This window comes from Pedobacter frigiditerrae, from assembly GCF_032678705.1.
Lineage (GTDB): Bacteria > Bacteroidota > Bacteroidia > Sphingobacteriales > Sphingobacteriaceae > Pedobacter > Pedobacter frigiditerrae_A.
Map to the genome: position 1 here is coordinate 200,570 of NZ_JAVTSS010000001.1, position 25,552 is coordinate 226,121.

The following is a 25,552-nucleotide window of genomic DNA, read 5'->3' on the forward strand; positions in this document are numbered from 1 at the left end:
GATTATTTCTCACTACGCAATACGCTTATCTCAATTCTAATTAGATTCTGCTAATAATTTTTTACCTTTTTCGATAGCTTCTTCGATGCTACCTACTAAGTTAAATGCAGCTTCAGGATATTCGTCAACTTCACCATCCATGATCATGTTAAATCCTTTGATGGTATCTTTAATGTCAACCAATACGCCTTTTAAGCCTGTAAATTGCTCAGCTACGTGGAAAGGTTGAGATAAGAAACGTTGAACACGACGAGCTCTAGATACTGTCAATTTATCTTCCTCAGATAATTCGTCCATACCTAAAATCGCGATGATATCTTGTAATTCTTTATAACGTTGTAGAGTTTCTTTCACACGTTGAGCTGTATTGTAATGCTCATCGCCTAAAACAGCAGGAGAAAGGATACGAGAAGTAGAATCTAATGGGTCTACCGCTGGATAAATACCTAACTCAGCAATCTTACGTGAAAGTACAGTAGTTGCATCTAAGTGGGCAAACGTTGTAGCCGGTGCAGGGTCAGTTAAATCATCCGCAGGTACGTAAACCGCTTGTACAGATGTAATTGAACCACGTTTAGTTGAAGTAATACGCTCTTGCATTAAACCCATCTCAGTTGCCAATGTTGGTTGGTAACCTACCGCAGATGGCATACGACCTAATAGCGCCGAAACCTCAGAACCTGCTTGAGTGAAACGGAAGATGTTGTCAACGAAGAAAAGGATATCTTTTCCAGCGCCTTCGCCATCACCATCACGGAAATATTCTGCAACTGTTAATCCTGATAACGCTACACGAGCACGTGCACCAGGAGGCTCGTTCATTTGACCGAATACCAATGTTGCTTTTGATTCTTTTAATTTTTCAGTGTCTACTGCGTTCAAATCCCATCCACCTTTTTCCATTGAGTGTAAGAATTCATCACCATAGTTAATTACACCAGATTCGATAAACTCACGTAGTAAATCGTTACCCTCACGAGTACGCTCACCCACACCAGCAAATACTGATAAACCAGCATAAGCCTTTGCGATGTTGTTTACCAACTCCATGATCAAAACAGTTTTACCAACACCAGCACCACCGAACAAACCAATTTTACCACCTTTTGCATAAGGCTCTAATAAATCGATTACTTTAATACCTGTAAAAAGTACTTCAGTTTCAGTAGATAGATCTTCAAATTTAGGAGGAGCATTGTGAATTGGGCGACCACCAGTTTTATCAACAGCAGTAATACCATCAATAGCATCACCAACTACGTTAAATAAACGACCTTTAATTTGATCTCCAACAGGCATTTTGATAGGTGCGCCAGTATCTACTGCATCCATACCACGTACCAAACCATCTGTAGAGTCCATTGAAATGGCACGTACACGGTCTTCACCAAGGTGTTGTTGAACTTCTAAAACGATCTTCTGTCCGTTTTCTTTAGTAATCTCTAATGCAGAGAAAATTTTAGGTAAATGGGCATCGTTAGCAAAACTTACGTCAACTACCGGTCCTATAATCTGCGCTATTTTTCCAATGTTAGGCATATCTATTTTGTTGAAATGTTGTAAAGTTGAAATGTTATAAGTGTTTTTACACCCTTCTATTTCGGTCTGCAAAGCTAAGAGTTTTTCGGTAAAATTTTATATATAAATTAAAAGTTTTTCCACAGTTTAATTGATACGTCTTTTTAACGATAAGAGCGGCATAAAATCCATCATTTTATGCCGCTCTTACATTTGGTTATAATATTAAAAGCTATAGCCTAAACTAGCTCCTGGCCATATTACAAAAAACAGGTCATCTCCAACACGTTGTTTAGAAAACTCATCTTGAGATAATCTAACCAATAACCCTGCACGGTACATGAAACCACCAGTTGGTTTTTGATGACGAAAGCCAAATCTAAGCATGGTTATTTTGGCTGCTTTTACTTCTGTGTCTATAAGTTCTCCATTGTCTTTTTGCTTATATTTTGAAACGATATTAAACATGGATAAACCAAAGCCGGCTTCTAAAAAACTTTTGCTTTCTTTGTTTTTGCCATATAAAACATTTAACTCTAACGGGAAAGACCAGTTGCCGTAGGTAGGGAAATTCTTTAAACTTCTTGGTATATATTCAAAACCGACTCTGGGTGCTAGTTTAAATCGAGTTGAAAGAGGTATAATTCTATCGTAATTTACTGAATAAAGTACGGTGTTACCTCCAAGTTCTACGTAAATGGAATTTTTTTTAATTTCTTGGGCGACCGATAAATTAATGCAAAATATGATAAAGCTTAAACTAGCTAATATTCGTTTTATGCTTAAATGAAATTGGTTTTTCTGTAGGTTTGTTTTCATAAGTATTGTTAAATAATTTTGAGGTTTAACAATAAGGAGGATTGCCACAAATATATATAATTCATTTACAACCTGAGAGAATATAAAAAATGAAAACCATATTAGTTACAGGCTCTAATGGGCTTTTAGGTCAGAAAATAACTGAGAAAATTAGAGCAGAGAAAAGTGCAAATCTGATTGCCACTTCGAAAGGAGCAGACCGTTTTCCTTTTAAGGATGGTTATATTTATGCAGAGATGGATATCTTAAATCCAGACCAAGTAAGAGCAGTAATCGAGCAATATCAACCTGATGTCATTATTCATACTGCGGCTATGACTAATGTAGACACTTGCCATATACAACGAGAAGCGGCTTACCAACTGAATGTAGTGGCTACACAAACTTTAGTATCACTTTGCGAAGAATTTAACATCCAGTTTATTCATTTATCTACAGATTTTGTTTTTGATGGTGCTGCTGGTCCTTACAGCGAAGAGGCAAAACCTAATCCGGTAAGTTATTATGGGGAAACTAAATTACAAGCAGAAGAATTAGTAAAAAAATCTAATGCTAAATGGGCAATCTTAAGAACAATATTGGTGTACGGAATAGTAAGTGACATGAGCAGAAGTAATATTGTGCTTTGGGCAAAAGGCGCATTAGAAAAAGGAAATCCATTAAATATAGTTAACGACCAATACCGAATGCCAACTTTAGCCGAAGATTTAGCAGATGCTTGTTTATTAGCAGTTGGAAAGGAAGCGCAAGGTATATTCCATGTTTCAGGCAAGGATATGATGAGTGTTGTTGAGCTGGTTTATAAAGTGGCAGATTTTTACAAACTAGATAAAAGCTTAATCAAAGAGGTGAGTGCGGCCACTTTAAATCAAGACGCAAAGCGCCCTTTAAAAACTGGTTTTATTTTAGACAAAGCAATGACCGAATTAAATTATCATCCACATAGCTTTGAAGAAGGATTAGAGATGATGGATAGACAAATGAAAAATAATTAGTTCATTAGCCATTAGTTCATTCGGCAAAGTTTACTAATGAACAATTGAACCAATGAACATATGGTATTTCAACAATTAACCCAAAAAATATGTCACTACAAATAGGCGATAAAGCCCCAGATTTTAAATTATTCAGTTCAGAACTAAAGGAAGTTTCATTAGCAGATTACAAAGGCAAGAAATTAGTGGTTCACTTTTTTCCGATGGCATTTACAGGAACTTGTACCACTCAACTATGTACCATGAGAGATAGCTTTGGCTATTACGAAGGTATGAATGCGGCAGTGGTTGGTATTTCAGTTGATTCTCCATTCACCTTGGCAAAATTTAAAGAAGATCAAGCTTATCAATTTCCGTTATTATCAGATTTTAACAAAGAAGCTTCCGTTAGTTACCAATCAATTTACGAAGAATTTGTATTCGGATTAAAAGGAGTATCAAAAAGAGCGGCTTTTGTTATTGATGAGGAAGGTGTAATTACCTATGCAGAGGTTTTAGAAAATGCTGGAGATTTGCCAGATTTTGAGAAAATCAAAGCGGTTGTTGCAGGGTAAAGATTTTGCTGCAATATTTTGAAGGCGAAATCAAAGCTATGATTATCAATAAGTCCCGTGCTAAAGGCACTACCTTGAGCGATGTCATAGGCTAATAAGAAAACAAAAATAATTTGTCATCCTGAGCGTAGTCGAAGGACAGATTATTTTTGTTTTAACCGTGAAAAGGTCTTCGACTACGCTCAGACTGACAGCCATTGTGCCTATTTTACTAAAATTGCCATTGGAATCGGCAATCACTGTAATCTGGTTTAAAAGCATTGGCTTTTGCACAAAACTTGCATTCTAAACCCCTGCCTGCTGGCAGGCGACATTAGCGAACACGAATCCCGATTTATCGGGAGAAGTAAAGTGTTTGGCAGTACTAACATTGATAGGAGCATTGTTATTGCTTTTCAAATAGATAGGCACTATTAATTTATCTTTTATAAATAATTACAATAAAAAATTGCGGAATTAATTTTGAAACGTTACTTTTGCAGTCCGTTAACGAAACGGATCTAATTTGTTTTAGATAGTTTGCATTTGTAGCTCAATTGGATAGAGCATCTCACTACGGATGAGAAGGTTTGGGGTTCGAATCCCTACAAGTGCACCAAGCCAGACTTAGTTTTAAGTCTGGTTTTTTTATGTTTTTAATTTCTATCGGTTTTGTCTTCCTTTGGGAAATGCTAGTAAGTTTCTAAGAAAAATTAAACTCAGTGCCTTTTCTGAGGTTAAAATCTGCATTATCTGCTATAGAGCCTAAAAAACAATAGCAGTTTAACAAAAATTAGCCCATTAAGCTAAATAATTATATATTTGCAACTTTTAAAGCACTAGACTTTTACACAATAAATTGCTGCTTTTTATTATCAACTAAATGTTTTCAATAATTGAAGACGATTAAACCATAAAAAAAGACAAATGCTGAATTTAGTTCTCTTTGGCCCTCCAGGTGCAGGCAAAGGCACCCAATCTGAAAAACTGATTAGTAAATATCAGTTGGTACACATTTCTACAGGAGATCTTTTTAGAGCACACATTAAAAACCAGACTGCTTTAGGAAAAAAAGTAAGCAAACTTATCGCTGAAGGAGAGTTGGTTCCTGATAAGATTACGATTGACATGTTAGAGGAAGAAATTGATAAAAATCCTGATGCAAAAGGGTTTGTATTTGATGGTTTTCCGAGAACAATTCCACAAGCAATAGAACTAGATAAGTTTTTAGAAGGTAAAGGAAGCAATATTGCAGGTGTAATTGCTTTAGATGTTGATAAGGATGAGTTGGTTAAACGTGTAGCACTACGCCAAAAAGAAACAGGCAGGCTAGATGACCAAGCAGAGAAATCTCAAAAAAGAATTGATGAGTATTTCAATAAAATAATTTTGGTATTGCCTTATTACGATGAGCAAAAGAAATTAACAAAAATAAACGGTATCGGTAATATCGAAGAAATCTTCGGTAACCTATGTGCTGTTATAGATAAATACTAATGAGTTGAGTTGTTTAGTTGTTGAGTCGACTTAACGACTAAACATCTAGACAACTTACCAATTCAACGAAGAACCACTCTATTTAGTTGAATTTACCTACACCTGTACAAAAAAACAATTAACCGTTTTAAACAGTTAAACAATTAACCAGTTAAAAACATTTCAACTTTCAAAATGTCACAGGGATCAAATTTTGTAGATTACGTAAAAATATGTTGCCGTTCAGGTAAAGGTGGCGCAGGTTCTGCGCATTTACACCGCGACAAATTAACTTCTACTGGCGGACCAGATGGTGGCGATGGTGGTAGAGGTGGACATATTATATTGAAGGGAAATTCTCAATTCTGGACTTTGCTTCACTTAAAATACCGTAAGCACATTATTGCTGAAGATGGTTTAAGTGGCGGCAGCAGTCAGAAAACTGGAAAAACTGGTAAAGACGAAATTTTAGAAGTTCCATTGGGTACCATTGCCCGAGATGCCGAAACAGGAGATATCATTTTCGAAATCACTGAAGATGGAGAAACTAAAATCTTAACGCCAGGCGGTAGGGGTGGACTAGGAAACTGGCATTTTAAGACCCCAACTTTACAAACCCCTCGTTTTGCACAACCAGGCGAACAGGGTAAAGAAGAGTGGATGGTTTTAGAGTTAAAAGTATTGGCAGATGTAGGCCTGGTAGGTTTCCCGAATGCAGGTAAATCAACTTTGTTATCTGTTTTATCTGCTGCCAAACCAGAAATTGCCGATTATCCATTTACAACCTTAGTTCCGAACTTGGGTATCGTTTCTTACCGTAACGGAAAATCTTTTGTAATGGCGGATATTCCAGGAATTATAGAGGGAGCTTCAAAAGGAAAGGGGTTAGGTTTTAGATTTTTACGTCACATTGAACGTAACTCAGTTCTACTTTTCATGGTGCCTGCAGACACAAGCAGATCGATAAAAGAAGAATACGAAATCTTAAAAAATGAATTGCAAGAATTCAATCCAGAATTAATGCAGAAGCCTCATTTATTAGCGATTACGAAGTCTGATATGTTAGATGAGGAATTGAAAGAAGAAATGAAGGCCGACTTGCCTAAAGTTCCATTTATATTTATTTCTTCAGTAGCCCAACAAGGGATAACAGAGTTGAAGGATATGTTGTGGAAGGCTATAAACGATGAAATATAATAGAGATCGTCATGCTCAGCTTGACTGGGCATCGTAATGCGATATACAGTATTTGTGCTCAGCTTTTAGCGTAATTAATAGCTATATGGAGTACACCCTAACGCAATAGAACTTGTCATCCGATGAATATCGCCATCCTGCAAGTTTCATCGGACGACTACTGGTAACTCCGAAACCCTAACCAACTAACCCCATCAACCAACTCTCCCCAACTAACCAACAACCCTATCCTTCACCCTCACCGCCGGATTCCCCTGATAAATACCATAAGCTTCTAGATCCTTTGTTGCTACAGAACCAACTGTTAATACTGCATGGGAGGCAACCGTTACTCCTGGACAAACAATAGCTTTAGCACCAATCCATGCGCCGTTTTGTATGGTGATAGCTTTAGTAATCAAATCAAAACTTACCTTTTTATAATCATGGTTACCGGTCAGCAACATGGCTTGCTGAGAAATACAAACATTTTCTCCAATAATAACATCATCTAGGTTCTCAATCCTACATTCCGCTATCCATGAGTGCGCACCTATGGTCAATCTCCAAGGGTAATAAATATAAATAAAAGGTTTTATCCTAACGCCCTTGCCAATTTTGGCACCGTATAGTTTTAAGATGAAAACCAAAACCGAACTAAAAGGAATTAACCCAGAACGAAAAAAAATGATGCTGGTAAAATACCAACATATCATCTTAAAAGTAGATGCACCACTTTTAAATCCTTTTTTATCGAAATCCTTTTGAAGTTGAGTTTCCTTATTCAATTTTATTTATCAAATTTCTATACATCTTACCAACTAACCAACTAACCAACTCTCCAACTCTCCAACTCTCCAACTAACCAACTCCACATCTTAACGACTAACCCCTAACCTCTAACCGCTTTCTCGCCAGTATTCCTCTTTATCCACACATAAAGCATGATAAAAATACAGATGTAAACAATGATATTAAATACCTCATGGTGGTAAGTGAAGTTATTGCGTTGAGATTTAAAGAAGCCCAAGAGCACACCCAAACCAGCGATACGTAATACGTTAAGGATGTAAATCATCAGTATGCCCGTGATCAATAACTTATATTTAGCCCTCAATTTCGCTGGAAAAGCGATGACAAAAGCCACCAAAAAAGACATCACGCCAATACCTAGACAATCGTAATTGACCCTCAAGAAAGGGCCATCCACCACCATTACATCCATTTCATTGTGTATGGCATAAAAACCAAATAATTTAATGATCCAAACGGCAGGAACTATCAATGCAGTTTTTAATCCTTGTATGTAATCTAGGTTGTTAGCAATAAATGCATTGTAAAACCTTCCACCTTCACTTACCACACTATTCATAAAAATATTACCTTGACTAAATAAGAAGTAAAAGAATAAGAGTTTAACAACAAAAAGAATTGCTGCCTTATTTGCCTTTTTTTTATTTTCTTCAGTTTGATCCATTTGGAGAGTTAGTTAATGCTGATAAAACTACTGCTTTGATTTTAAAATTTCTTTAATTTTTACATCTACAATTAACCTAAACCAAAACCCTTGTAAAAAATGGAATAAAATCCCTGTAGAGCCGTCTAAAATACCCAATTTAAATATTAGTCTATAGCTGAAATAAAGAAAAGGTCTCAATCCCAATGGAAGTTTCCACCATAAACGCTTTAACCAAGCATTGCGTTCATCAGGGTTCCCCCAAAAATTGGCTTTGTTGCTTTGTTGACGTAAATTATTTAACCTTTCTATTTCTTCCTGGGCAATTAAGTCGCTATATCGATTGTGTTTCTCAATCCAAAAGCTGATATTATTTTCCTTTAAGTTTTCTTCTAGGATATGACCATTTTTCCAAATAATGGTTTCACCCGTTACAATAAAGCGATGATCCATGTTTTCATTTAAATCAGAGTAGCCTATCTCTGTCCTAAACATCTTCAATAAGTACTTGGGATAAAATCCTCCATATTTAATCCACTTACCCTTAAAGAAATTTTTTCGATTAAAGTAAATGCCATTTACGTTTTGATAATCAGCATTCCTAAAATTTTGTAATTGCAAAAAAAGCTCAGGTGTTACAGTCTGATCTGCATCCAGACCAATAATCCAAGGTGTTTGGATATCAAAGTTCTTTAACGCAAAATCCCATTGTTTAGGGTGATTGATAAAAGGATTAACCTTAACCTCAGCCTTAAACTTTTCAGCAATAGCTAAAGTGCCATCAGCACTACCCGAATCTAAAATGTAAACAGGCGCATTTAAACCAGCAATTGAATTTAACAATCTAGGTAAATGAACCTCCTCGTTATAAGTTAAAATAATGAAACTAAAATCTATCATTGCATAATTGTCATCCTGAGTTAAGCCTCTGATCTTGTCTAAGGATTCTCATTTATAAAGTAATATTAGCTATTTATTTTTTTCATCATTCAACTAAATAGGTGGATCGCTAGCGAAGACAAATATATTATAACAATGAGTAAGATTAAAGCGACACCTTTTTATACCGCTGAGGGATTATGCATCCAGCTAAGGCCTCAGCAAATTCTCGTAAAAAATCAATGTCGCAGACCGAAAGAAATAAAAGCTGTTTGAGCGAAGCGAGTTCTTTTATTTCCGGTCCAAAGCTTTGATTTTTAGGGAATTTGGTGCAGCCTTAAATTTTTGGTCCTTTTGTTTCCACAAAAGGACTTGACTCTTCGGCTGTCAAGAGCCGAGGCAAGGCTGTGTGGGGGATGTTGTTTTCGTTTAATCTAGAGTTTGCGTTATTCGGAAACATAAGTCGCATACTCTCTGGTATCGTTACGATTACAAAACGCTAAGATAACGTCATCATAAAGATTAACATACTTTTTCACTAAAGCCCCATCATTAAAATCTTCTTTAATGAATTGTGGCGCTTCCATCCTTATTTTTTTTCTAACATCTAAAGCTAAATAAGCTTTAGTCAAGTTTTCTTTAATGCTTTCGGCTGCTAAAGTAGTAATCCAACCTAAATCTTTTTCTATTACATAATCTGCTAAACCTACTTCATTCGATAACAAAACTGCTGTGCCTACACTTAAACTTTCAATCACCACGTTGGCAAAATTCTCATTATATGAAGTTAGCACCATTAAATCATGTTCAGCCAAAAGCTTAAATTTGTTCTCATTTTTAACCTGCCCAATCCAATTGATTCGATCACTAATCCCTAACCTCTCAACCCTAACCACTAACCCTTCTATATACGCCGGTGCTCCACTTCCCGCAATCGTCAAAGTCCAATCCGCATCAAACTTTGCTAAAGCATCGAATAATAATTCTAAGCCTTTTTTTTCCTCAATACGAGATAGAAAGATAAGCTTGAAAGTTGCTTGAGTTGTTGAGTTGGATAGTTGTTGAGTTGTTTGCTTTTTCTCCTCTTGATACTCGCTACTAGCCTCTTGATACTCACTACTTGCTTCTTGATACTCGCTACTTGCCTCTTGATACTCACTACTTGATACTTGATACTCGCTACTTGATTCTAACTCCACCAAATTCGCAATTACAGTAATACTCTTAGGCCTAATAAATTTTAAAATATCTTCTTTTTCCTTTTCACTCGTAGCGTGGATATGGCAATACCTTAATAATCTTTTACCTATTAGCCAATGGATAATTGATTTAAACCCAACATTTCTATTGCCTAAGGTATATTCAGTAAGCATACCTCTTGGTGATAAAACAACTGGCACATTATACCATTTCGCTATCCAACAACTCAATATCGAAACTAAATTCCACCAAGCGTGGATATGTACAATTAAATTCCCCTCCTCTGGAGGGGTGGCAGCTTTTCGCTGACGGGGTGGTTTTGATTGCTCACTGGGTGTCTTTAACTTGTCGATAGACGATGGACGATGGACGATAGACGAAAGTTGTTGCCGAAGAATCTCTCTCCTCAATCCCCACAACAACCCCGGAGAAAAATGAGTATGATCCTTAGTTAACCTTTTAAAATAAGTAACCCCAACGCCATCCACCAACTGACTAACCCCAGGAACAACAGCTAACTCCGTTTTGCCATTTGCAGTGGTGGTAAAAACTTCAACAGTTAAACTGTCACCCTCAGCGCCTGCCTGTCCGGTAGGCAGGGAGTCGAAGGGCTCATCGCCAACCTCTCTAACCTCTAAACTGCTACCCCCTAACCCCCCAAGCGCTTCACACAACTTCGCCACAGACATGGTTGGCCCACCGTATATATAGGCAGGTTTATATGCCGCAGTAATGTGTATAATTCTCAATTTGTTTTTTATGTGCGAAATTCTTAGCTCGTCCCGATAGCTATCGGGAGGGCATCTTAATGCGTTTGCAGGCCCATAAGTATCTTTCTTTCTTCTGTCTCTTTGTTCTTTGCTGTCTCATCCTTAACAACTTCCCAACTAACCATCTTCCCAACTCACCGCCTTCCCAACTAATCATCTTCCCAACTAACCTCTAAACCCTAACCTCTAACCATCTCACCAACTTCCCAACTAACCATCTTCCCAACTCACCGCCTTCCCAACTCACCATCTCCCCAACTAAACCCGCCTTTCCAACTCCCCACCTTCACTGCTCACTTCATAACCCCCCAACTCCGTAATCGTATTAGATCTCTTCAATATCCAGAAAATAGCGTACATGGCAATATACCCATAAACAATATTATTCAATAAAAACTCAAAGTTATTACCACGCCACAACTGTTGGAAAATAGCATTGAACATAACCACACAACCCAATTCATAACCGCCAAACCATTCTTCGGCTTTATTACAAATCCATTGTGTAGCCAGACCATATAAGAAAATGGAAATAAAGACTCCAATAAAACCTGCACTTACGTAGCCATCTACAACTGGTCTTGTTTTGGCGGAAAGATTTGATCCCTGATAAGATATGCCAGCATCATATACCCGTTCCATAGATACGGTTTCTGTCACAAATTTTCCTGGCCAAAAGGCCCTTGGTATCACTGCCAAAATAGAATTGTTTACAATTTCTAAGCCATAAAAATCTCTTTCTGCAGGCACATGTTTTACAAAGGTGGTAAACATGTTAATTTCGCTGATTCGGTCGGTTAAAAATGTCCAATTCGTTTCTTCAAGTACTGGCGCCTCACTATTCAATACGGCATCCAATGCATTTCTACGGGCTTCAGCAGCAGATTTCTCCCCTGACCATGATTGCCCTCTAACTATACCTGCGAAAGTAGGTAAAATGTATATCAAAATATAGATAGTAGGAATGGCCAAGGTCAAGATTACTTTTTTATAATAAGGATACATCAAAAAGCTAATGATGATCACATTAATAATAATACTCTCTTTATACCCAGTTAAAGTAGAGGCTAAAAAGTTAAAAGCAAATAAACCACCGCCAAAAATCATATAACCTCTTTTTCTTTGTACCATTCCTCGCACCAAAACCAAAGCACTACAAGTGATGGAAACATTAATAAAACCATAAGAAAACTGAGCTATACTGCCAATTTTAGAAGTTGCACCCCCTATAACGTAGGTAATCACGCAAAGCCAAATCAAGAAAAAATCTAAGTTGAGATTCAATTTATGTTTGATGACTGGGAATTGTTTGATTTTTACAATAATACCCGTAACTAAGGCAGCATGAGCTAATAAAGATAATCGCTGACATTTGGCAATGGCATAGGTCTGCTCATTTACCTGAAAAGGGAAAGGGTTTACTTTAGTAAAATACTCATAACCCAAATGGTTCATGAAATAAAAAATCGAAGTACAGCACATGAAACCTGCAAAAATCAATTGGATAATCACGATTGGTCTCATTACCTGCTTAACTAATGGCATATCTAAGGGAATAAACTTTATGCTAGAGAACAGGGTTAAATAAAATATGAAAAATGAACCTAGCCAAGCCACAAAATAAGAAGCAATAGGATTAATCTGTACCATTAAAGACACAAGCCATGGTAAATAAATTAAGATTAAAACTTTTTGACGAGAATAATTTTGAAACTTATCTGTTGACATATTGGCTTATTATGTGAGATTGAACTTCAAAGCTCCATTTTTTTATTTTTTCTAAGCTATTTTCTCCCATTTTTTTAAGTTTAGTTTTATCAAGAGTCAACGCTATAATTTTTTGCTTTAAGTCTTCTTTGTCTTCACTTTTAAAAATAAAGCCATTTTGATGATCTACTAAATCTATGCTACAGCCAACCTTATCAGAGGTCAGAATCGCTTTTCCACAGGCCATAGCTTCATTAACAGATAAACCCCAAGTTTCACTTTGAGAAGGTAAACAAAATAAATCACAAGCCTGATAAACTGCAGGCATTTGCGTTTGATTCTGAAAATCCATGAAATGAATACTGTTTTTTACGTTGTCATCCTGAGCTTGTCGAAGGATTTGAGTATTCTTTAAACCTTGAACTCTAGACTTCAAACTCTCTTCAAGCTCTCCATTCCCTACAAATAACAAATGAACATTAGTTAAATCAAGTTCAATAAAAGCCTCTAACAATAAAAAAGGATTTTTAACTGGTACTAACTTTCCTGCAAAAAGAATGATTATATCATTTTCCCCAACTTTTAAATTTGTTCTTATTTTTCTTGCTTCTTCAGTTTCATCTGCTCCAAATCGACAATTATCAATAGCGTGTGGCGCAAAAATCAGTTGTTCCTCTACTAAGCCAAAAGCTTTATAATAAGCCTTATTGTTTGTGCCAACATAAAATGCTGTATCTACATTTTTATAGACCCATTTTAAAAATATTTTTCTTAAAAGTGTTTTAATAAGACCTTTTTCGTTCAATAGGGTAGAGTCGCCCCTAAAATAAATGGGAACCTTACCTTTAAAAAATCTCATTGCTTCTAGGTGACCACGCCAAGCCCATCCATAAATTAAGATCCCATTAGGTTCAAAATTGCTAACCTGCTTAATTAGATCTGGGTTAACAATGCCTGTAAAATGATGCGTCCCAGGTGATTTTGCATTGTTTTTTAGGAAGATATGATCATATCCATTTAACAGCGGAAGATCCCATTCAATAGTTCTATCAAATCCTTTATCATAATTATAGGATGATTGTTCCCCAGAAGTGTAAAACACTTTTAATTGAACTTGGTTAGCTAGTAATTGAAATACAGGAGCATAATATTGTATGGGATGAGTACAAATTATAGCTAATCTTTTAGTCATTTGGGGTTGCTAAGATATTACCTGACTTAATATTTTGAAAGTCATCTAAAACTTTTGTGCCTTTTTGATTAATGTGAAAGAAATGGTAATTTAAAGAATGAAGCAGCAGTAGAATGTGATTTTCAGGAAGGCCGGTCTTATGATGATAATATTTGTCATATTCAAATATGATTTTAGGTCTATTCTTTTTAATTGTTTGAAATAGCCCCTCTATTACAAAACTTTCATATCCTTCAACATCTATTTTAATGAAGTCAACTCTATCTTCTCCAATTATTTCATCTCCAATAGCACAGTTAATTAAAGTATCTCCCTTTTTGTCAAATAAATTGTATGATCCCGGATTAATATGGTTTACATCAGCAGCTATATTTAATTGTTCATTTTTGTTGCCTAATGCGATTTGTTTAGTTATTATATTTTTAAAGTCATTTAAATTCACATTAAAATTTAATGCTTCAAAATTATGTGGAACAGGTTCAAATGCACTGACATTGCCATTTTTACCAGTAAGTTCTGCAAAATACAACGTATGAAAACCAATATTGGCACCCACATCTAGAATATAATCTCCTTTATTAATGTTGGACTTAAAGATCTTTTTAAGTTCACTTTCATATTCACCCGTGAAAATGATTTTAGCACCGATCCATGTTAAAGGATTACAGTTAACCTTAAAATCACCTGTTATTGGACTTACAATTTGCGGTTTTTTGCCAAGTCGGTTGCTCTTAAACAAATAATTGAAAATTCGATCTTGGCCTCTATAGAAAGGTCTTCTTAATAAAAATCTATATAGCTTTTGAGCTAGCATCTATAACCTGGTTAAATAAGTTTATTTGTTGTTTAGTTAAATGGGCAGCTGTATAAGGTTCAAAAGCTTGCCAATTAGTCAGAGGAGCAGTTTTTCTATTTACTTTCTCTATATATTGAGATAAAATAGGATATGCGATTTGAATGGACTGATCTAAAGTAATTAAATCACCAGCATTACATTCCTTAATAATTTTAGCGGCACTACTTTCCTTATGAAATAAAGCTAATAAAGGTTTATTGGTTAAAATATAGGGATAAAGTTTGGAAGCAGTATAGCCAACATCATTAGAGCCTATTATGATTAAACCATCTGCTTGTTTTAAGTTTTTAATACTCTCATAAAAACCAATTCTATCAGTATATTCTGTAACATAATTCGAAATGTCAAAGTTATGCGCTAGAGTTGAAATGGTTTCCTTTCCTTTTCCTTTTGGTGCATAACTTGTACCAATAAAATGCAGATGTACATTATTAAATAATTCAGGTCTTTCCTTAATTCCCTTTTTAAAACTTTCGAATAAAATATTGATTGCATCTTGCATATCATATCCTCCTCTTCCAACATAAACTAAATTAACATATCCTTCTTGTTGAGGGTAAGCCAGCTTTAGATTTTCCTTGTGCTTATCTGCTATTTCAAAATCTAAATCAAAAGCACCAAAAGTGATAGTTGCTGAAGGCTTCTTTTTTAATAAAGGATATCTTGTATGTAATACTTGAATGTATTTTGTTGAAACACTAATCAATCCGTTTACTTTTCTCATCGCAATCGGCTCAAGGTATTTATGTAAACGATAAGAAAACCAATATTTTTTAGGGCGCTCTGCTTTTGGCTTGTTTTTATAATAATCAGAGTGCCAAGGATCTTGCATATCAATTACATAAGGTATGCCGAATTTTCTACTCCAGTGGTTACCTAAAACACAAATTGGAAACTCAGTAGTTGAAAAATAAATCAAATCAAACTTTTTTGATTTTAGCAATCGATTAACCTTTTGTTTATAAAACCACATAGAACGTAAACCTAAACTCCCAAGACCAAATTTACTAGTCCATTTTTTTGATAAAGCACTAACCTTATGAATTACTATATCAGAAGGAATTGATTCCAACAATAAAGGATCCTTAACAACATCACTATACTTTTCATCCACTATAACTACCTCTACATTCCAGTCTAGATCTTTAAAATAAGGCAAACTCATTCTAACACGTTGCATATCGGCAGTATTGGAAGGAGGGAAGTAGGGGCATATAATTAATATTCTTTTCAATCTTTTAATGTTTTTTCTATAAGGCTTATAAATTTTTTACTTTCCAATTCCCAATTCATACTTTCCCTTGCTAGGGAATAAGATGCAAATTTGGTTTGTTGGAGTAATTCTCTATTGATATCAAAATTATTAATTAGGGTTGCTAATGCTTCCACATTTCCAATACTATATGAAAATCCAATTGTGGTATATTTATTGAGAAATTCTTTCTGGGCTGAAGTTTCTGAAGCAATTACTGCCAATCCACTGGTTAAATAGGTAAAAATTTTATTAGATAAAGCTATATCGTTATTTAAGCAAAAGCCTGACTCTATCGCTAGACCTATATCATGTTTGTTTGCCAATTCGAAAATTTTGTCAGGAGATATGGGGGAGATAAATTTTAGTTGTTCTTGTTCTAATCTAAAATCATCAGCTAAGCTTAAAAAGTAAGTTTTATTAGCCTCATCGATATTCCCTAAAAGGGTTAAACTAATATGTTTTCTTTTGAGTAATGCTACTGCTTTTATTACATCTTCTATACCTCTTTCTTTACCAATGGTTTGAGAGAACCAAAATAATTTGAGTTTTTCTCCTTCAGCTCTTAACTTTTTTTCTTGAATACAGAAGGCAGGAAAGACATTGTTGATAATAATTGGATTTAATTTAGGGTAGAATTTCTTGTACTCTTTGCCGATTAAAGGGCTAGCAACAGTGAGATAATCTACGCTTGGTAGATACTTGTCTTCGATAAATTGGGCTAATCTGAATGCTAAACTGTTTTCATTGTCCGTTTGTTCTTGTCGATGAAAATCTTCTGCATCGAAACCACATTTTGAATAATGCTTTTTGCTTGCTAATACAGCCACTGGTAAAGCTCCCAAATTGTGTGCAATATATAAATCTGCTTTTATGGATTTTGCTTTATCTAATAAGCCATTAACATTTCTTTTAATAGCAAATTCTGCAATCCCATATTTCATACCAATATACCTTGCAAGTAAGTTGCCAATACGATGCTTAATTCTACTTATTAAATATTGAAATTTTTTATTATCAGGGTTACCACCAGTATGGACAGCTGTCCATTTCTTGCTTTTTAATAACTTTAAGTCAATAACTGTCCCCCAATCATTCCAATATTGGTAAATTACTGTTACGATAAAGCCTTGATCAGATAAAGCATCAGCTTCCTTAACCAATCGGGGATTTAAACTAGGTTGACCAGAAGTGACGATTACAATTTTGATCATTTATGACTATTAATCATCTTTTGGTATAGATCCAAGTATTGATCAATAATTACTATGGAAGAAAACCTTTTTTCGCAGTCTTGCCTTACCTTTTTTCTATCTAATTGAGGTATTTTATCTATCAAATCAACCATTTCATCAATAGTATTGCAACTGTATCCATTTAGTCCATTTATAATCACTTCTGAAACAGAACCTCTATTAAAGCCAATGATAGGAGTTCCACAAGCCATAGCTTCTGCCATTACAATACCAAAGGGTTCATTCCATTCAATTGGCATTAGAAATCCAGACGCATTCCTTAATAGAATGTTTTTTTGCACATCGTCTACAGGTCCGATATAACTAATTTGTTCGTTTAGATGCGGTTTAATGTCTTGGTGAAAATAATCTTGATAAACTGAAGGGATATTTCCTGCAATAACCAATTTTTTGCCCGTCCTTTGAGCAACCTCTATTGCTATATGAGTGCCTTTAATAGGTTCTATTCTTCCTAAAAAGACCAAAGGAGCATGATCAGATACAATGGCGTTAAAATGATATATGCCTAAATCTACTCCATTAAAGATAGGATAGGATGGCGCATAAGGTGAAATCTGATTACTAATATAACTACTACATCCAGTAAATGACAAAGTGTTTTTTTTGAATATTTTTTTTGCATTTACAATTTGTTTAATTGTTGGTTCGCGTTGATAAGACATCAACTTTGGTATTTTTGAATTGAAAAATGGCAGCAAATATGCCAACCTACCAAAACTGTGTATTATATCTGGCTTAAACCTGTACAGTTTTGAAATTACTTTAACATTTTCTAAATGACTAATTAAGCTACCACTTTGTGCCGGAAATTTAAGTAGCTCAATGCTTGTTGAAGAATCCTTATTGGCAACTAAAAGGACATCATGGCCTTTTGCAGTTAGCCCATGAGATAAAAAATCGATTATTCGCTCAATTCCACCATAGTTTTGTGGTGGAATTGGAATAAATGGATCTGCTATAATGGCTATTTTCATACCGAATTCTGATATAATTTAATATAGTGATTAGCCATATGCGTTGCAGTATAATTTTCATCGAACACATTTCTGCAAGTTTGCCGATCGATTTCTGGCAATTTATTTATGGCATTAATAAGGTCTTCAAATGCTTCACCCGTAAAGCCATTGACACCATTTATAATATATTCCTTAAAACAAAATCTATTATAGCTAATTACCGGACATCCACAAGCATTCGCTTCAAGCATAGTTGTGTTAAAAGCTTCACTATCGCTAGTCGGGATCAGTAATGCTGCAGCTTCATTTAATAAAATGTTTTTTTGTTTGTCATTTACTTCTCCAATAAAACGTATACTCTTTCCATCACATTCCGAAAGTACAAAGCGCTCAAACCATGCAATTTCATGTGGATAATCTCCGATCTTTCCTGCAATAATTAAACTCTTATTTGTGGCTTTAGCTAATTCAATAGCGTCCATTACACCTTTTGTTTTTCCTATTCTGCAAATGATGATTAAGGGAGCATCACTATGTAATGGGTTTTGATTATAAGAATATAGATACTTTGGTAAGCCATTATTAACATAACTCCAGTTACCTTTTAAATTAATGGATTTGTCTTGTATCCATTTACCACAAGGGCTTAATGTTAAATTAAGAGGATTTAATGCTAAAAATCGTCTAAACGAAATAGTATCTAAATCTGCCATATGGAATGTATGAATTTTTCTAATTTTGCTCCATAACTTTGGTAAAAAATAAATAAGTCTGCCATGGTTATGTATCACATCGTATTTATTAAAAAGTAGGTGCTTCCAAATTATTTGGATAGTATTTTTCTGATCTAAATACGTACCTATTGGAATAAACCTTACACCTTCTGGGACAATAGAATCATTATGTGCCATCAATGTAATCTCATGTCCATTTCTTAACAATTCATTGATAAGATAATAAACAATACGCTCTGTGCCACCTATGGTAGTTGGTGGAAAAGGGATAACGGGATTAACTATTTGTAAGATCTTCATTTACAGATTTTACGATGCTTAAATATTTTTCCGCACACAATTCTAGAGTAAGGTTTTTCATAATATATGAACGAGGGGAGAAGGTCTGTAGTTTAGGTACGAACTCTTTTAAGCGTTCTGTAAAATCATCAATATCTTTAAATTTTATTCCGCAAGCATCATTCCAATATGGTACTGAACTAACTGGCTTGAATTTTACCAAATGAGGATAAAATGAAGGATCAGACCAATAACCACCTTCATCCCAGGCTAAAATAGGTGTATCTGTTGCTAAGATTTGTTGATAGGCAATTCCTTGCGTCTCATGCTCACAAAGAAATATTACAGCCTTAGTTGAACTTAATTCATTCATTAAATCAATATGCTTATAATGCCCATAACTTATAACAGTATAAGTAAGCCCTTGATTCGTTAGCTCATTTATAACTGCTTCGAATAATGGATTCTCCCAACGAATTTTGTTATAAATTAAGAAATCTACAGTCGGTTTGTCATTCTTTATTTCTGGCGACCATTTTTTTGTGTCTATTCCTACTGGCCAAGCCATTACTTTATCGCCATAATATGGCTTACACATCTTTTCCATCCAAGGTCCAGGGACCAACATTTTTTTTACATTAGTATATTTTTGAAAAAAATCTAAACATTCAATTGGGTGAGAAAACACACCAGCTCCAAAGATAATCGGATTTTTAAACCGTTCTTCGAAAATCAAATGTGGTTTTCCAATTACACAAATCAACTCATTAGGGTGTCTTTTGGCATAGCTATAATCATTAAAACGGTAGGCTATATTCAAAATGTCTAGTCCTCGCATTAATTCCAAAGCTACCATCATTACGCCCCCAGGTCTTGCTTTCCCTCTAATTATTCTTCTAATAATTTGTCTAGGATAACGATCATATTTAAACCACCTATCTGGATTAGGTTCTTCATAAAAGATATTTAAGATTTGGTTCATTCTTGTATAAATTCTTTTGATTGTAATCCAGCAATTTGACCTTCTATATTTAAATAGTCAGTTAATTCATATTTAAAATGGCCTTTTTTTAACACTCTAGCGGCAGCAAACTCTATGGAAATAAAAGAGGTTGTTTTTAAGCTAGGTTTGAAAAATTCTTTGATAAAAATCCATAAACTTCTTAAGCCCACTATTCGATAAGGGTAACTATAAATTTCATTTAAACAGGACAATAAAAATTCTTCATAAACAGTTTTGTCTTTTACAAAATATCCTCTTGTAGAAACTACGGATCTTCTACTACTAAAGTCGAATCCTTTAATCTTAAAATCTATTGTTTCATTCAATTCAAGTTTAAAGTTATCCGTTGGAAAATATCTTCCGGAAATTTTAAATATTTTGGTGTCTGGTGGTATATAATCCAGCACAGATAATAAAATTAAAACCTCATTAATACTCTTATTAGCAAACTGATATTGTTTCAGGTGAATAATATTTACATTTTCTATTGCATCATTCAATTTTGAATAGTCATAGTCGTAAGAATTATCCGCTAGGATAATCTGTTTAAACCCAACTGCTTTAAGGCGCTTAAGCGTTTGAATGGTCTGTAGTTCTCTTTCCTCCAATGAAAAGAAACTTCGCGTAATCGAAGACATTGTTTTTGGATTAATACAAGACGTAACAACAGCAATCATTCCTTTAATCTTAAATAATATTGAACAAGCCTTATGGTTTTCCATCCAAATAAACTTACTAATTTTTGGGTAATCGGGCCCCCAATAGACGGCTGATAGTTTTTAGGGTCTATTTTTGGTAGGGCGCTAATTGCAATTTTATATAAGTTATGATATTTAGGCAGACATTTTAGAGCTACCCCCGTTAACATTTTATAAATTGCCAACTTGGCTGGGTAAGTATTAGTTTTTCTGAATAAAGCTTCCTTTTTTAGCAAAACTGAATGGAGCATACTTTTAAATCTTTCTAAAGAATCAAGGTCAGATAAGGATTTTGTTTTTTGCTTTCTATAATAACAGTAAGCATGCTCACTATAAACTATTCCTTGCGAGTTTAACACAACTCTAGCAAAAAAATCACCATCATCATCATAAGTCAATTCTTCGTTCCATATTCCACTTTTTTCAATAATATGCTTGGGGGTTAACCAAGAATGTATACTTATCATTGAACCATATGCAGTATTTCCACCCCATAAATTAATAAGAAATTCAGCGGGAGTTCCTTTGTATTTCAAGAACGAGTCCTCATAACTACTTGGTACTAAATTGTCCAAATTGTCACCATTCCAAAAATGAATTGTGCTGCAAACGGAAATATAATTAGGTAAATGCCCAATGGCTTTTAATTGATTTTCGATTTTATTTGGACTTAACAAGTCATCTGCATCCAGAAATTGTATGTAATCACCTGTTGCTAAACTTAGCCCGTGATTTCTGGCAGCACTGGCTCCCTTATTTGTTTGTTGAACGACAATTATATTACCTGCTTGAATTTTTTTTGCAATTGAATATGACTCATCTTTAGAACCATCGTCAATAATTATAATCTCAATGTTTGGATAAGTTTGATTAAGTGCAGAATTAATTGCTTCCATCAAATACTTTTCTGCATTATAAAGTGGTATAATTATAGAAACTTTATGTAGTTTCATTAGTATTATATTTAAAACGTTTGGCTAGTTCGATGGATTTTTTTTCTATAAAAAAATAGAAAATATAAGTACTTGGGATTAAAATTACTAGCTTGATCAATAAATATAATAGCTCGTTTTCTGGAATGCCAAAAAAATTCTTTCCAATTCCAAGAATGTAAATTAATACTATTGGGTGGATTAAATAAAGAGAATATGAAATCTTACCTAAAAAAGACAGTATTTTTAATGATTGATTGCAGTAATAAATCGTGATTGCAGAAATAATAAGTATAGAAGTTATTAATGCATCAAATTTACAGTATACAATTAATATGCTGGTTAATATGAGAACTAAATAGATACTTTCCTTTGTTTTTGTATAGTGTATTTGCGCCATTCCCATAGCGAAAATAGGAGCATAGTTGGTGATTAAATAATAGGAATTCTGAAAATTAAGAAAACAACTTAAAGAAAATGATAATAAAAAAAATGATCTATAAAATTTTGAATCACTAATAAAATATAATGTTCCAACCAAGATGTAAAATTGAAATTCAACACATAAAGTCCAAAAAATGTGATTGTAAAATTCCCATTTGGTAAATGGAATAATATATAAAAGATGCGAAATAAATTGCCCTGGAATAAAAGGAATTTCTTTCCCTCCATAAGATGGGATAAAAGTTAATAACCAAAAAGTTAATAATGTAAGTATAATGACGCAAATATAGGGCGGATCTATCCTTATCATTCTTTTGAATAAAAAGGCGAAAAAATTTCGTGGATAGTAATTGTTTTTTAGAAGTGCGTAGAGAATAATATATCCACTAATTAAAAAGAAAACATGTACACCTAATTGTCCTTTATTAAAGATTTTAGAAAGTAAAGGATAGTTTTTTAGGTCTGACCCATAATGACACAGTACCACAGCTAATGCGGCGAGCCCTCTCAATTGTTGAACACCTAAGTTAAAATCAGAATGCTTATTAGACTGCATTAAAAATTTCTATCCACCTTGATTTACTTGCATCTTCTTCAACTCTGTTTCCATTTAAAAACGGTTCAGCTAGCATATTTATATATAGAGCAGGGTTGCGGTCAAGTTCAATTATTCGATCAATAAGTGGACTAAAATCTAGGTTATTTAGTTTAAATTTCATTTTCTGAGTCTTACCTATTGTTTTAAGCTTGCGTCTAACCTTGTAATATAGATTATTGTATGTTGCTGGTTGGTAATCTTTAAAATTATATTGACAATTAGATTCTAAAAAATTTACCATAGCAGGGTTTTTACTCATTAAATAAGATGATGCATCAACTAAGCTTTTTGGGTTGAATACCTCATTTATGAATGGGTCACCACAATATAGTGGAATACTATTCATTTGCATTGCATCATATAATTTTTCAGTCTGATATCCAGGATATGAATAACTTTCAAAAGCAATTGTGAATTTATATGGGGTTAAGAATTGTCTTTTAATATCCCATTTGCTTCCATAATATTGAGAATCAATAGATGCCATATTATTCATTGACCTGCCAGGCGCATCTATTTTTTTATATTTAGAAAGCTGTCTAAAAAATTCTTCTCGATACGGAATGTGATTAGAATATAGAAAGTTGCAGAATTTAATTTTTTTAGCAAATTCCTTCTCTGGATCAATGTTCTTGATAAGTGAGTGAGGATCTAAACCATGCCATTGTATTCTCCTATAACGATTATCTTTAATCTCTTGTGTTGTTGGAACACCAAATGCCCATTCACAATTGGTTAAATCTGGTGTAATACATTCACAATAATATCCAATGCGAGTATAATTGCCTTTAGAGGGTATATCACTTCCATACGGTCCAAAAATAATAATATCAGGATGCTCTGATTTTATCAAGTTGAAAGCTGTGGATATTCCATTCTTATCAAAAACTTCTTCTTTGAATCCTTCAAATGATAATCCGTTTTGGACTTTGATTTTAATTTTTTTTTTCAAGGAATAGGGATTTTAAACGTCCAAGATAAAATCTCATTAAAAATAGTGAGGGAGATTGAAGACCAAAAACAAGGAAAGTGATTAGGTTATTTTTACCTTTTTTTTCTATTTCAGTAACTATTTTTAAATAACGGCTCAGTTTAAAAATATAATGAAAGAGAACTACCCTACGGCGTAAATTTTTAGTTTTTTTGAAGTATTCTTTTACTATTATCAGTTTTTCGTATTTAAAGAGCAGGCCATCTTTAAATGTCTTTGCTTCTTCGTGTTCTCTAAAAAAAGATATGTTTATGGATAGGTATTTAATCTCTTTTGATTTTAGATTCAGGTTTAGAATCATTCCCCAATCGAAAGAATAATGTAAATTACTATCTATATTTAAGTCTTTTATTGTTTTAAGAGCAATCCATTGAGAAGGTTGTTGGAAATAGGATTGTTCGCTAATCAACCCATCGAATGTTAAGTCTCTAACAAATGTGCTTTCACAGTTAGTTCTATCATTAGTAAAATGAGTACACCCACCTGTAATAACCTTTAAGCTACAGCTACTATCATTGAGATAAGCTTCAGCAATATTAAATAATGCATTTTGGGCTAATAAGTCATCACTATTTATCCAATTAAATATTTCTCCTGTACAATGTTTAAATCCTTTTAAGATAGCTTCTACTTGGCCATTATCTGGTTCGCTTACCCAATATTTTATGTAAGACTCATATTTTTTTATAATTGCTAAGGTTTCGTCCTTACTTCCCCCATCTATAATTATAAATTCTAAATTTGGATAATTTTGGTATATGATAGATAATATGGTTTCTTCTATATACTCAGCCTGATTATAGCTTGGTGTTACAATAGAAATTTTTGGCCATTCTGCTCTTGTCAAATAGCAATTAGAATTAAGTATGTTTACCCACGGCCATTTTTTTTTGTTATGACTGCTAGTTACTTCAAATTCGTTAAATGATTTCAAATTGGCAAGTTAATCGGTTAATGTGAATTCTGGCAGTTGGTTTTTTTAATAAGTTTCTTTCAATCTTGTCTAGTATTCTTGCAAAGATTTTTAAATCTAAAATATAAGTATATTTTAATACGGTTCGTAGGATTTTGATGGTACTTAAAAGATGTAATACCTTCAATGTTGGTTTTGCAAGATTTCTCTTCTCAGCATTGATTATTTTATTTACTTCAGCCTCGTATTTGTCTAAAAAATTTAGAGACAACTGGTCTTTTGAACGCATCCTAAATCCACCGATAAGCACGTCACATGGATAAAGGTTAGTAAATCTGAAAAAGCGAATCCAAAGGTCAAAATCAGCTGCATATTTATAATTGGGATTGAGACAGTTTCCTGCTTTTTGCCAGAGACTTTTTCTCCATGCAGTAGATTCCTGCTGCAACCATTGGTATTTATGGGTATAAAAATCGTATTTAGTAAAGCCTTTTGCTCGATCTGCACCAATTACTCTTCCTTTTTCATCGAAAGATATATTTAGGCCTGTAATCCAATCAACGGAATGAAAAGTATTAAATATTTCTGCCACAATGAAGAGAGAACCAGGATGAAGTAAATCATCGGAATTTACCCACATAAAGATTTCTCCAGTAGCCCTATCAAAACCTTTGTTTAAAGCATAATAAAGACCTTCATCTTTTTCTGAGCACCAGTAAGTAAATTTATCTTTATGTCTTTTAACAATATCCATACTATTATCGGTACTCTGCCCGTCAATAAGGATATATTCGAGATTTGGATAGTTTTGGTTGGTAATTGAACAGATTGTTTCTTCAAGAAATGCATCTTGATTGAGGTTGGTTGTAACAACTGAGATTTTTGGCCAATTATTCATAAAAGCGAAAAGCTAAAAATG

24 protein-coding genes and 1 tRNA gene are annotated in these 25,552 nt (G+C 34.1%); 5 read left to right on the plus strand and 20 right to left on the minus strand.

Features of this window, described 5'->3' with window-relative positions; genetic code table 11:
• Window positions 1–36: 36 nt before the first annotated feature.
• Both atpD and R2Q59_RS00855 read right to left on the minus strand, forming a co-directional pair.
• Complete coding sequence (atpD, locus tag R2Q59_RS00850) at window positions 37–1,539, minus strand: F0F1 ATP synthase subunit beta (RefSeq protein WP_316785463.1); 1,503 nt, start codon at window positions 1,537–1,539, stop codon at window positions 37–39.
• 204 nt (window positions 1,540–1,743) lie between these two features.
• Window positions 1,744–2,337, minus strand: coding sequence for a hypothetical protein (locus R2Q59_RS00855; protein WP_316782765.1), 594 nt, complete (start codon window positions 2,335–2,337; stop codon window positions 1,744–1,746).
• A gap of 89 nt (window positions 2,338–2,426) precedes the next feature.
• Here R2Q59_RS00855 and R2Q59_RS00860 point away from each other — a divergent pair, with 89 nt between their 5' ends.
• The 5 genes from R2Q59_RS00860 to obgE all read left to right on the plus strand — a co-directional run bounded on the left by R2Q59_RS00860 (window position 2,427) and on the right by obgE (window position 6,538).
• Window positions 2,427–3,332 carry an SDR family oxidoreductase gene (locus tag R2Q59_RS00860; RefSeq protein WP_316782768.1) on the plus strand — a complete coding sequence of 302 codons (906 nt, stop codon included), beginning with the start codon at window positions 2,427–2,429 and terminating at the stop codon, window positions 3,330–3,332.
• An 89-nt stretch (window positions 3,333–3,421) separates the two neighbouring features.
• On the plus strand, window positions 3,422–3,886 hold the full coding sequence (locus R2Q59_RS00865; RefSeq protein WP_316773142.1) for a redoxin domain-containing protein: 465 nt from the start codon (window positions 3,422–3,424) through the stop codon (window positions 3,884–3,886).
• Window positions 3,887–4,407: 521 nt separating this feature from the next.
• Window positions 4,408–4,484: transfer RNA gene (locus R2Q59_RS00870), tRNA-Arg, on the plus strand.
• A gap of 308 nt (window positions 4,485–4,792) precedes the next feature.
• Window positions 4,793–5,362 (plus strand): adenylate kinase, encoded by a 570-nt coding sequence (locus tag R2Q59_RS00875; RefSeq protein ID WP_316782771.1) that lies wholly within the window; start codon window positions 4,793–4,795, stop codon window positions 5,360–5,362.
• 174 nt (window positions 5,363–5,536) lie between these two features.
• Window positions 5,537–6,538, plus strand: a complete 1,002-nt coding sequence (gene obgE / locus R2Q59_RS00880; RefSeq protein ID WP_316782773.1) for a GTPase ObgE — start codon at window positions 5,537–5,539, stop codon at window positions 6,536–6,538.
• A 212-nt stretch (window positions 6,539–6,750) separates the two neighbouring features.
• Here the strand turns inward: obgE and R2Q59_RS00885 are convergent, their stop codons facing one another.
• The 18 genes from R2Q59_RS00885 to R2Q59_RS00970 all read right to left on the minus strand — a co-directional run bounded on the left by R2Q59_RS00885 (window position 6,751) and on the right by R2Q59_RS00970 (window position 25,531).
• On the minus strand, window positions 6,751–7,305 hold the full coding sequence (locus R2Q59_RS00885) for a WcaF family extracellular polysaccharide biosynthesis acetyltransferase (protein WP_316782776.1): 555 nt from the start codon (window positions 7,303–7,305) through the stop codon (window positions 6,751–6,753).
• Between the two features lie 104 nt (window positions 7,306–7,409).
• Window positions 7,410–7,994 carry an exosortase Y gene (xrtY, locus tag R2Q59_RS00890; protein ID WP_316782779.1) on the minus strand — a complete coding sequence of 195 codons (585 nt, stop codon included), beginning with the start codon at window positions 7,992–7,994 and terminating at the stop codon, window positions 7,410–7,412.
• Window positions 7,995–8,021: 27 nt separating this feature from the next.
• Complete coding sequence (locus R2Q59_RS00895; RefSeq protein WP_316782782.1) at window positions 8,022–8,873, minus strand: glycosyltransferase family 2 protein; 852 nt, start codon at window positions 8,871–8,873, stop codon at window positions 8,022–8,024.
• A 425-nt stretch (window positions 8,874–9,298) separates the two neighbouring features.
• Entirely contained in the window at window positions 9,299–10,801 is a 1,503-nt protein-coding gene (locus R2Q59_RS00900) for an XrtY-associated glycosyltransferase XYAG1 (RefSeq protein WP_316782785.1), read from the minus strand.
• Between the two features lie 279 nt (window positions 10,802–11,080).
• A complete protein-coding gene (locus R2Q59_RS00905; protein ID WP_316782789.1) occupies window positions 11,081–12,550 on the minus strand; it encodes an exosortase Y-associated Wzy-like protein in 1,470 nt (489 codons plus the stop codon).
• Window positions 12,537–13,721: a glycosyltransferase family 4 protein gene (locus R2Q59_RS00910; RefSeq protein ID WP_316782792.1), complete on the minus strand. Its 1,185-nt coding sequence runs from the start codon at window positions 13,719–13,721 to the stop codon at window positions 12,537–12,539. Before R2Q59_RS00910 ends, R2Q59_RS00905 begins: the two co-directional genes overlap by 14 nt.
• Window positions 13,714–14,535, minus strand: coding sequence for an FkbM family methyltransferase (locus R2Q59_RS00915; RefSeq protein WP_316782795.1), 822 nt, complete (start codon window positions 14,533–14,535; stop codon window positions 13,714–13,716). Before R2Q59_RS00915 ends, R2Q59_RS00910 begins: the two co-directional genes overlap by 8 nt.
• Window positions 14,513–15,811 carry a hypothetical protein gene (locus R2Q59_RS00920; protein ID WP_316782799.1) on the minus strand — a complete coding sequence of 433 codons (1,299 nt, stop codon included), beginning with the start codon at window positions 15,809–15,811 and terminating at the stop codon, window positions 14,513–14,515. The genes R2Q59_RS00915 and R2Q59_RS00920 overlap by 23 nt, the downstream gene beginning before the upstream one ends.
• Window positions 15,808–17,043: a glycosyltransferase gene (locus tag R2Q59_RS00925; RefSeq protein WP_316782801.1), complete on the minus strand. Its 1,236-nt coding sequence runs from the start codon at window positions 17,041–17,043 to the stop codon at window positions 15,808–15,810. The genes R2Q59_RS00920 and R2Q59_RS00925 overlap by 4 nt, the downstream gene beginning before the upstream one ends.
• Window positions 17,040–18,059, minus strand: a complete 1,020-nt coding sequence (locus R2Q59_RS00930; protein WP_316782804.1) for a glycosyltransferase family 4 protein — start codon at window positions 18,057–18,059, stop codon at window positions 17,040–17,042. Before R2Q59_RS00930 ends, R2Q59_RS00925 begins: the two co-directional genes overlap by 4 nt.
• The gene (locus R2Q59_RS00935; protein ID WP_316782807.1) at window positions 18,056–19,075 is read right to left on the minus strand and encodes a glycosyltransferase; all 1,020 of its coding nucleotides are present in this window, start codon (window positions 19,073–19,075) and stop codon (window positions 18,056–18,058) included. Before R2Q59_RS00935 ends, R2Q59_RS00930 begins: the two co-directional genes overlap by 4 nt.
• Window positions 19,053–20,036: a hypothetical protein gene (locus tag R2Q59_RS00940; protein ID WP_316782810.1), complete on the minus strand. Its 984-nt coding sequence runs from the start codon at window positions 20,034–20,036 to the stop codon at window positions 19,053–19,055. The genes R2Q59_RS00935 and R2Q59_RS00940 overlap by 23 nt, the downstream gene beginning before the upstream one ends.
• Window positions 20,033–20,779 carry a hypothetical protein gene (locus R2Q59_RS00945; protein WP_316782813.1) on the minus strand — a complete coding sequence of 249 codons (747 nt, stop codon included), beginning with the start codon at window positions 20,777–20,779 and terminating at the stop codon, window positions 20,033–20,035. Before R2Q59_RS00945 ends, R2Q59_RS00940 begins: the two co-directional genes overlap by 4 nt.
• On the minus strand, window positions 20,731–21,708 hold the full coding sequence (locus R2Q59_RS00950) for a glycosyltransferase family 2 protein (RefSeq protein WP_316782816.1): 978 nt from the start codon (window positions 21,706–21,708) through the stop codon (window positions 20,731–20,733). Before R2Q59_RS00950 ends, R2Q59_RS00945 begins: the two co-directional genes overlap by 49 nt.
• Window positions 21,695–22,687, minus strand: coding sequence for an acyltransferase (locus R2Q59_RS00955; protein WP_316782819.1), 993 nt, complete (start codon window positions 22,685–22,687; stop codon window positions 21,695–21,697). The genes R2Q59_RS00950 and R2Q59_RS00955 overlap by 14 nt, the downstream gene beginning before the upstream one ends.
• Window positions 22,677–23,681, minus strand: coding sequence for a glycosyltransferase family 10 domain-containing protein (locus R2Q59_RS00960; RefSeq protein WP_316782823.1), 1,005 nt, complete (start codon window positions 23,679–23,681; stop codon window positions 22,677–22,679). Before R2Q59_RS00960 ends, R2Q59_RS00955 begins: the two co-directional genes overlap by 11 nt.
• The gene (locus R2Q59_RS00965) at window positions 23,665–24,654 is read right to left on the minus strand and encodes a glycosyltransferase family 2 protein (protein WP_316782826.1); all 990 of its coding nucleotides are present in this window, start codon (window positions 24,652–24,654) and stop codon (window positions 23,665–23,667) included. Before R2Q59_RS00965 ends, R2Q59_RS00960 begins: the two co-directional genes overlap by 17 nt.
• Window positions 24,641–25,531: a glycosyltransferase family 2 protein gene (locus tag R2Q59_RS00970; RefSeq protein WP_316782829.1), complete on the minus strand. Its 891-nt coding sequence runs from the start codon at window positions 25,529–25,531 to the stop codon at window positions 24,641–24,643. The genes R2Q59_RS00965 and R2Q59_RS00970 overlap by 14 nt, the downstream gene beginning before the upstream one ends.
• Window positions 25,532–25,552: the final 21 nt, after the last annotated feature.

Excerpts from the sequence above, each read along its gene's own strand:
- atpD (WP_316785463.1), bottom strand. The coding sequence starts at position 1,539 with ATGCCTAACATTGGAAAAATAGCGCAGATTATAGGACCGGTAGTTGAC.
- R2Q59_RS00855 (WP_316782765.1), bottom strand. The coding sequence starts at position 2,337 with ATGAAAACAAACCTACAGAAAAACCAATTTCATTTAAGCATAAAACGA.
- R2Q59_RS00860 (WP_316782768.1), top strand. The coding sequence starts at position 2,427 with ATGAAAACCATATTAGTTACAGGCTCTAATGGGCTTTTAGGTCAGAAA.
- R2Q59_RS00865 (WP_316773142.1), top strand. The coding sequence starts at position 3,422 with ATGTCACTACAAATAGGCGATAAAGCCCCAGATTTTAAATTATTCAGT.
- R2Q59_RS00875 (WP_316782771.1), top strand. The coding sequence starts at position 4,793 with ATGCTGAATTTAGTTCTCTTTGGCCCTCCAGGTGCAGGCAAAGGCACC.
- obgE (WP_316782773.1), top strand. The coding sequence starts at position 5,537 with ATGTCACAGGGATCAAATTTTGTAGATTACGTAAAAATATGTTGCCGT.
- xrtY (WP_316782779.1), bottom strand. The coding sequence starts at position 7,994 with ATGGATCAAACTGAAGAAAATAAAAAAAAGGCAAATAAGGCAGCAATT.
- R2Q59_RS00895 (WP_316782782.1), bottom strand. The coding sequence starts at position 8,873 with ATGATAGATTTTAGTTTCATTATTTTAACTTATAACGAGGAGGTTCAT.
- R2Q59_RS00905 (WP_316782789.1), bottom strand. The coding sequence starts at position 12,550 with ATGTCAACAGATAAGTTTCAAAATTATTCTCGTCAAAAAGTTTTAATC.
- R2Q59_RS00910 (WP_316782792.1), bottom strand. The coding sequence starts at position 13,721 with ATGACTAAAAGATTAGCTATAATTTGTACTCATCCCATACAATATTAT.
- R2Q59_RS00915 (WP_316782795.1), bottom strand. The coding sequence starts at position 14,535 with ATGCTAGCTCAAAAGCTATATAGATTTTTATTAAGAAGACCTTTCTAT.
- R2Q59_RS00925 (WP_316782801.1), bottom strand. The coding sequence starts at position 17,043 with ATGATCAAAATTGTAATCGTCACTTCTGGTCAACCTAGTTTAAATCCC.
- R2Q59_RS00930 (WP_316782804.1), bottom strand. The coding sequence starts at position 18,059 with ATGAAAATAGCCATTATAGCAGATCCATTTATTCCAATTCCACCACAA.
- R2Q59_RS00935 (WP_316782807.1), bottom strand. The coding sequence starts at position 19,075 with ATGAAGATCTTACAAATAGTTAATCCCGTTATCCCTTTTCCACCAACT.
- R2Q59_RS00940 (WP_316782810.1), bottom strand. The coding sequence starts at position 20,036 with ATGAACCAAATCTTAAATATCTTTTATGAAGAACCTAATCCAGATAGG.
- R2Q59_RS00945 (WP_316782813.1), bottom strand. The coding sequence starts at position 20,779 with ATGGAAAACCATAAGGCTTGTTCAATATTATTTAAGATTAAAGGAATG.
- R2Q59_RS00950 (WP_316782816.1), bottom strand. The coding sequence starts at position 21,708 with ATGAAACTACATAAAGTTTCTATAATTATACCACTTTATAATGCAGAA.
- R2Q59_RS00955 (WP_316782819.1), bottom strand. The coding sequence starts at position 22,687 with ATGCAGTCTAATAAGCATTCTGATTTTAACTTAGGTGTTCAACAATTG.
- R2Q59_RS00970 (WP_316782829.1), bottom strand. The coding sequence starts at position 25,531 with ATGAATAATTGGCCAAAAATCTCAGTTGTTACAACCAACCTCAATCAA.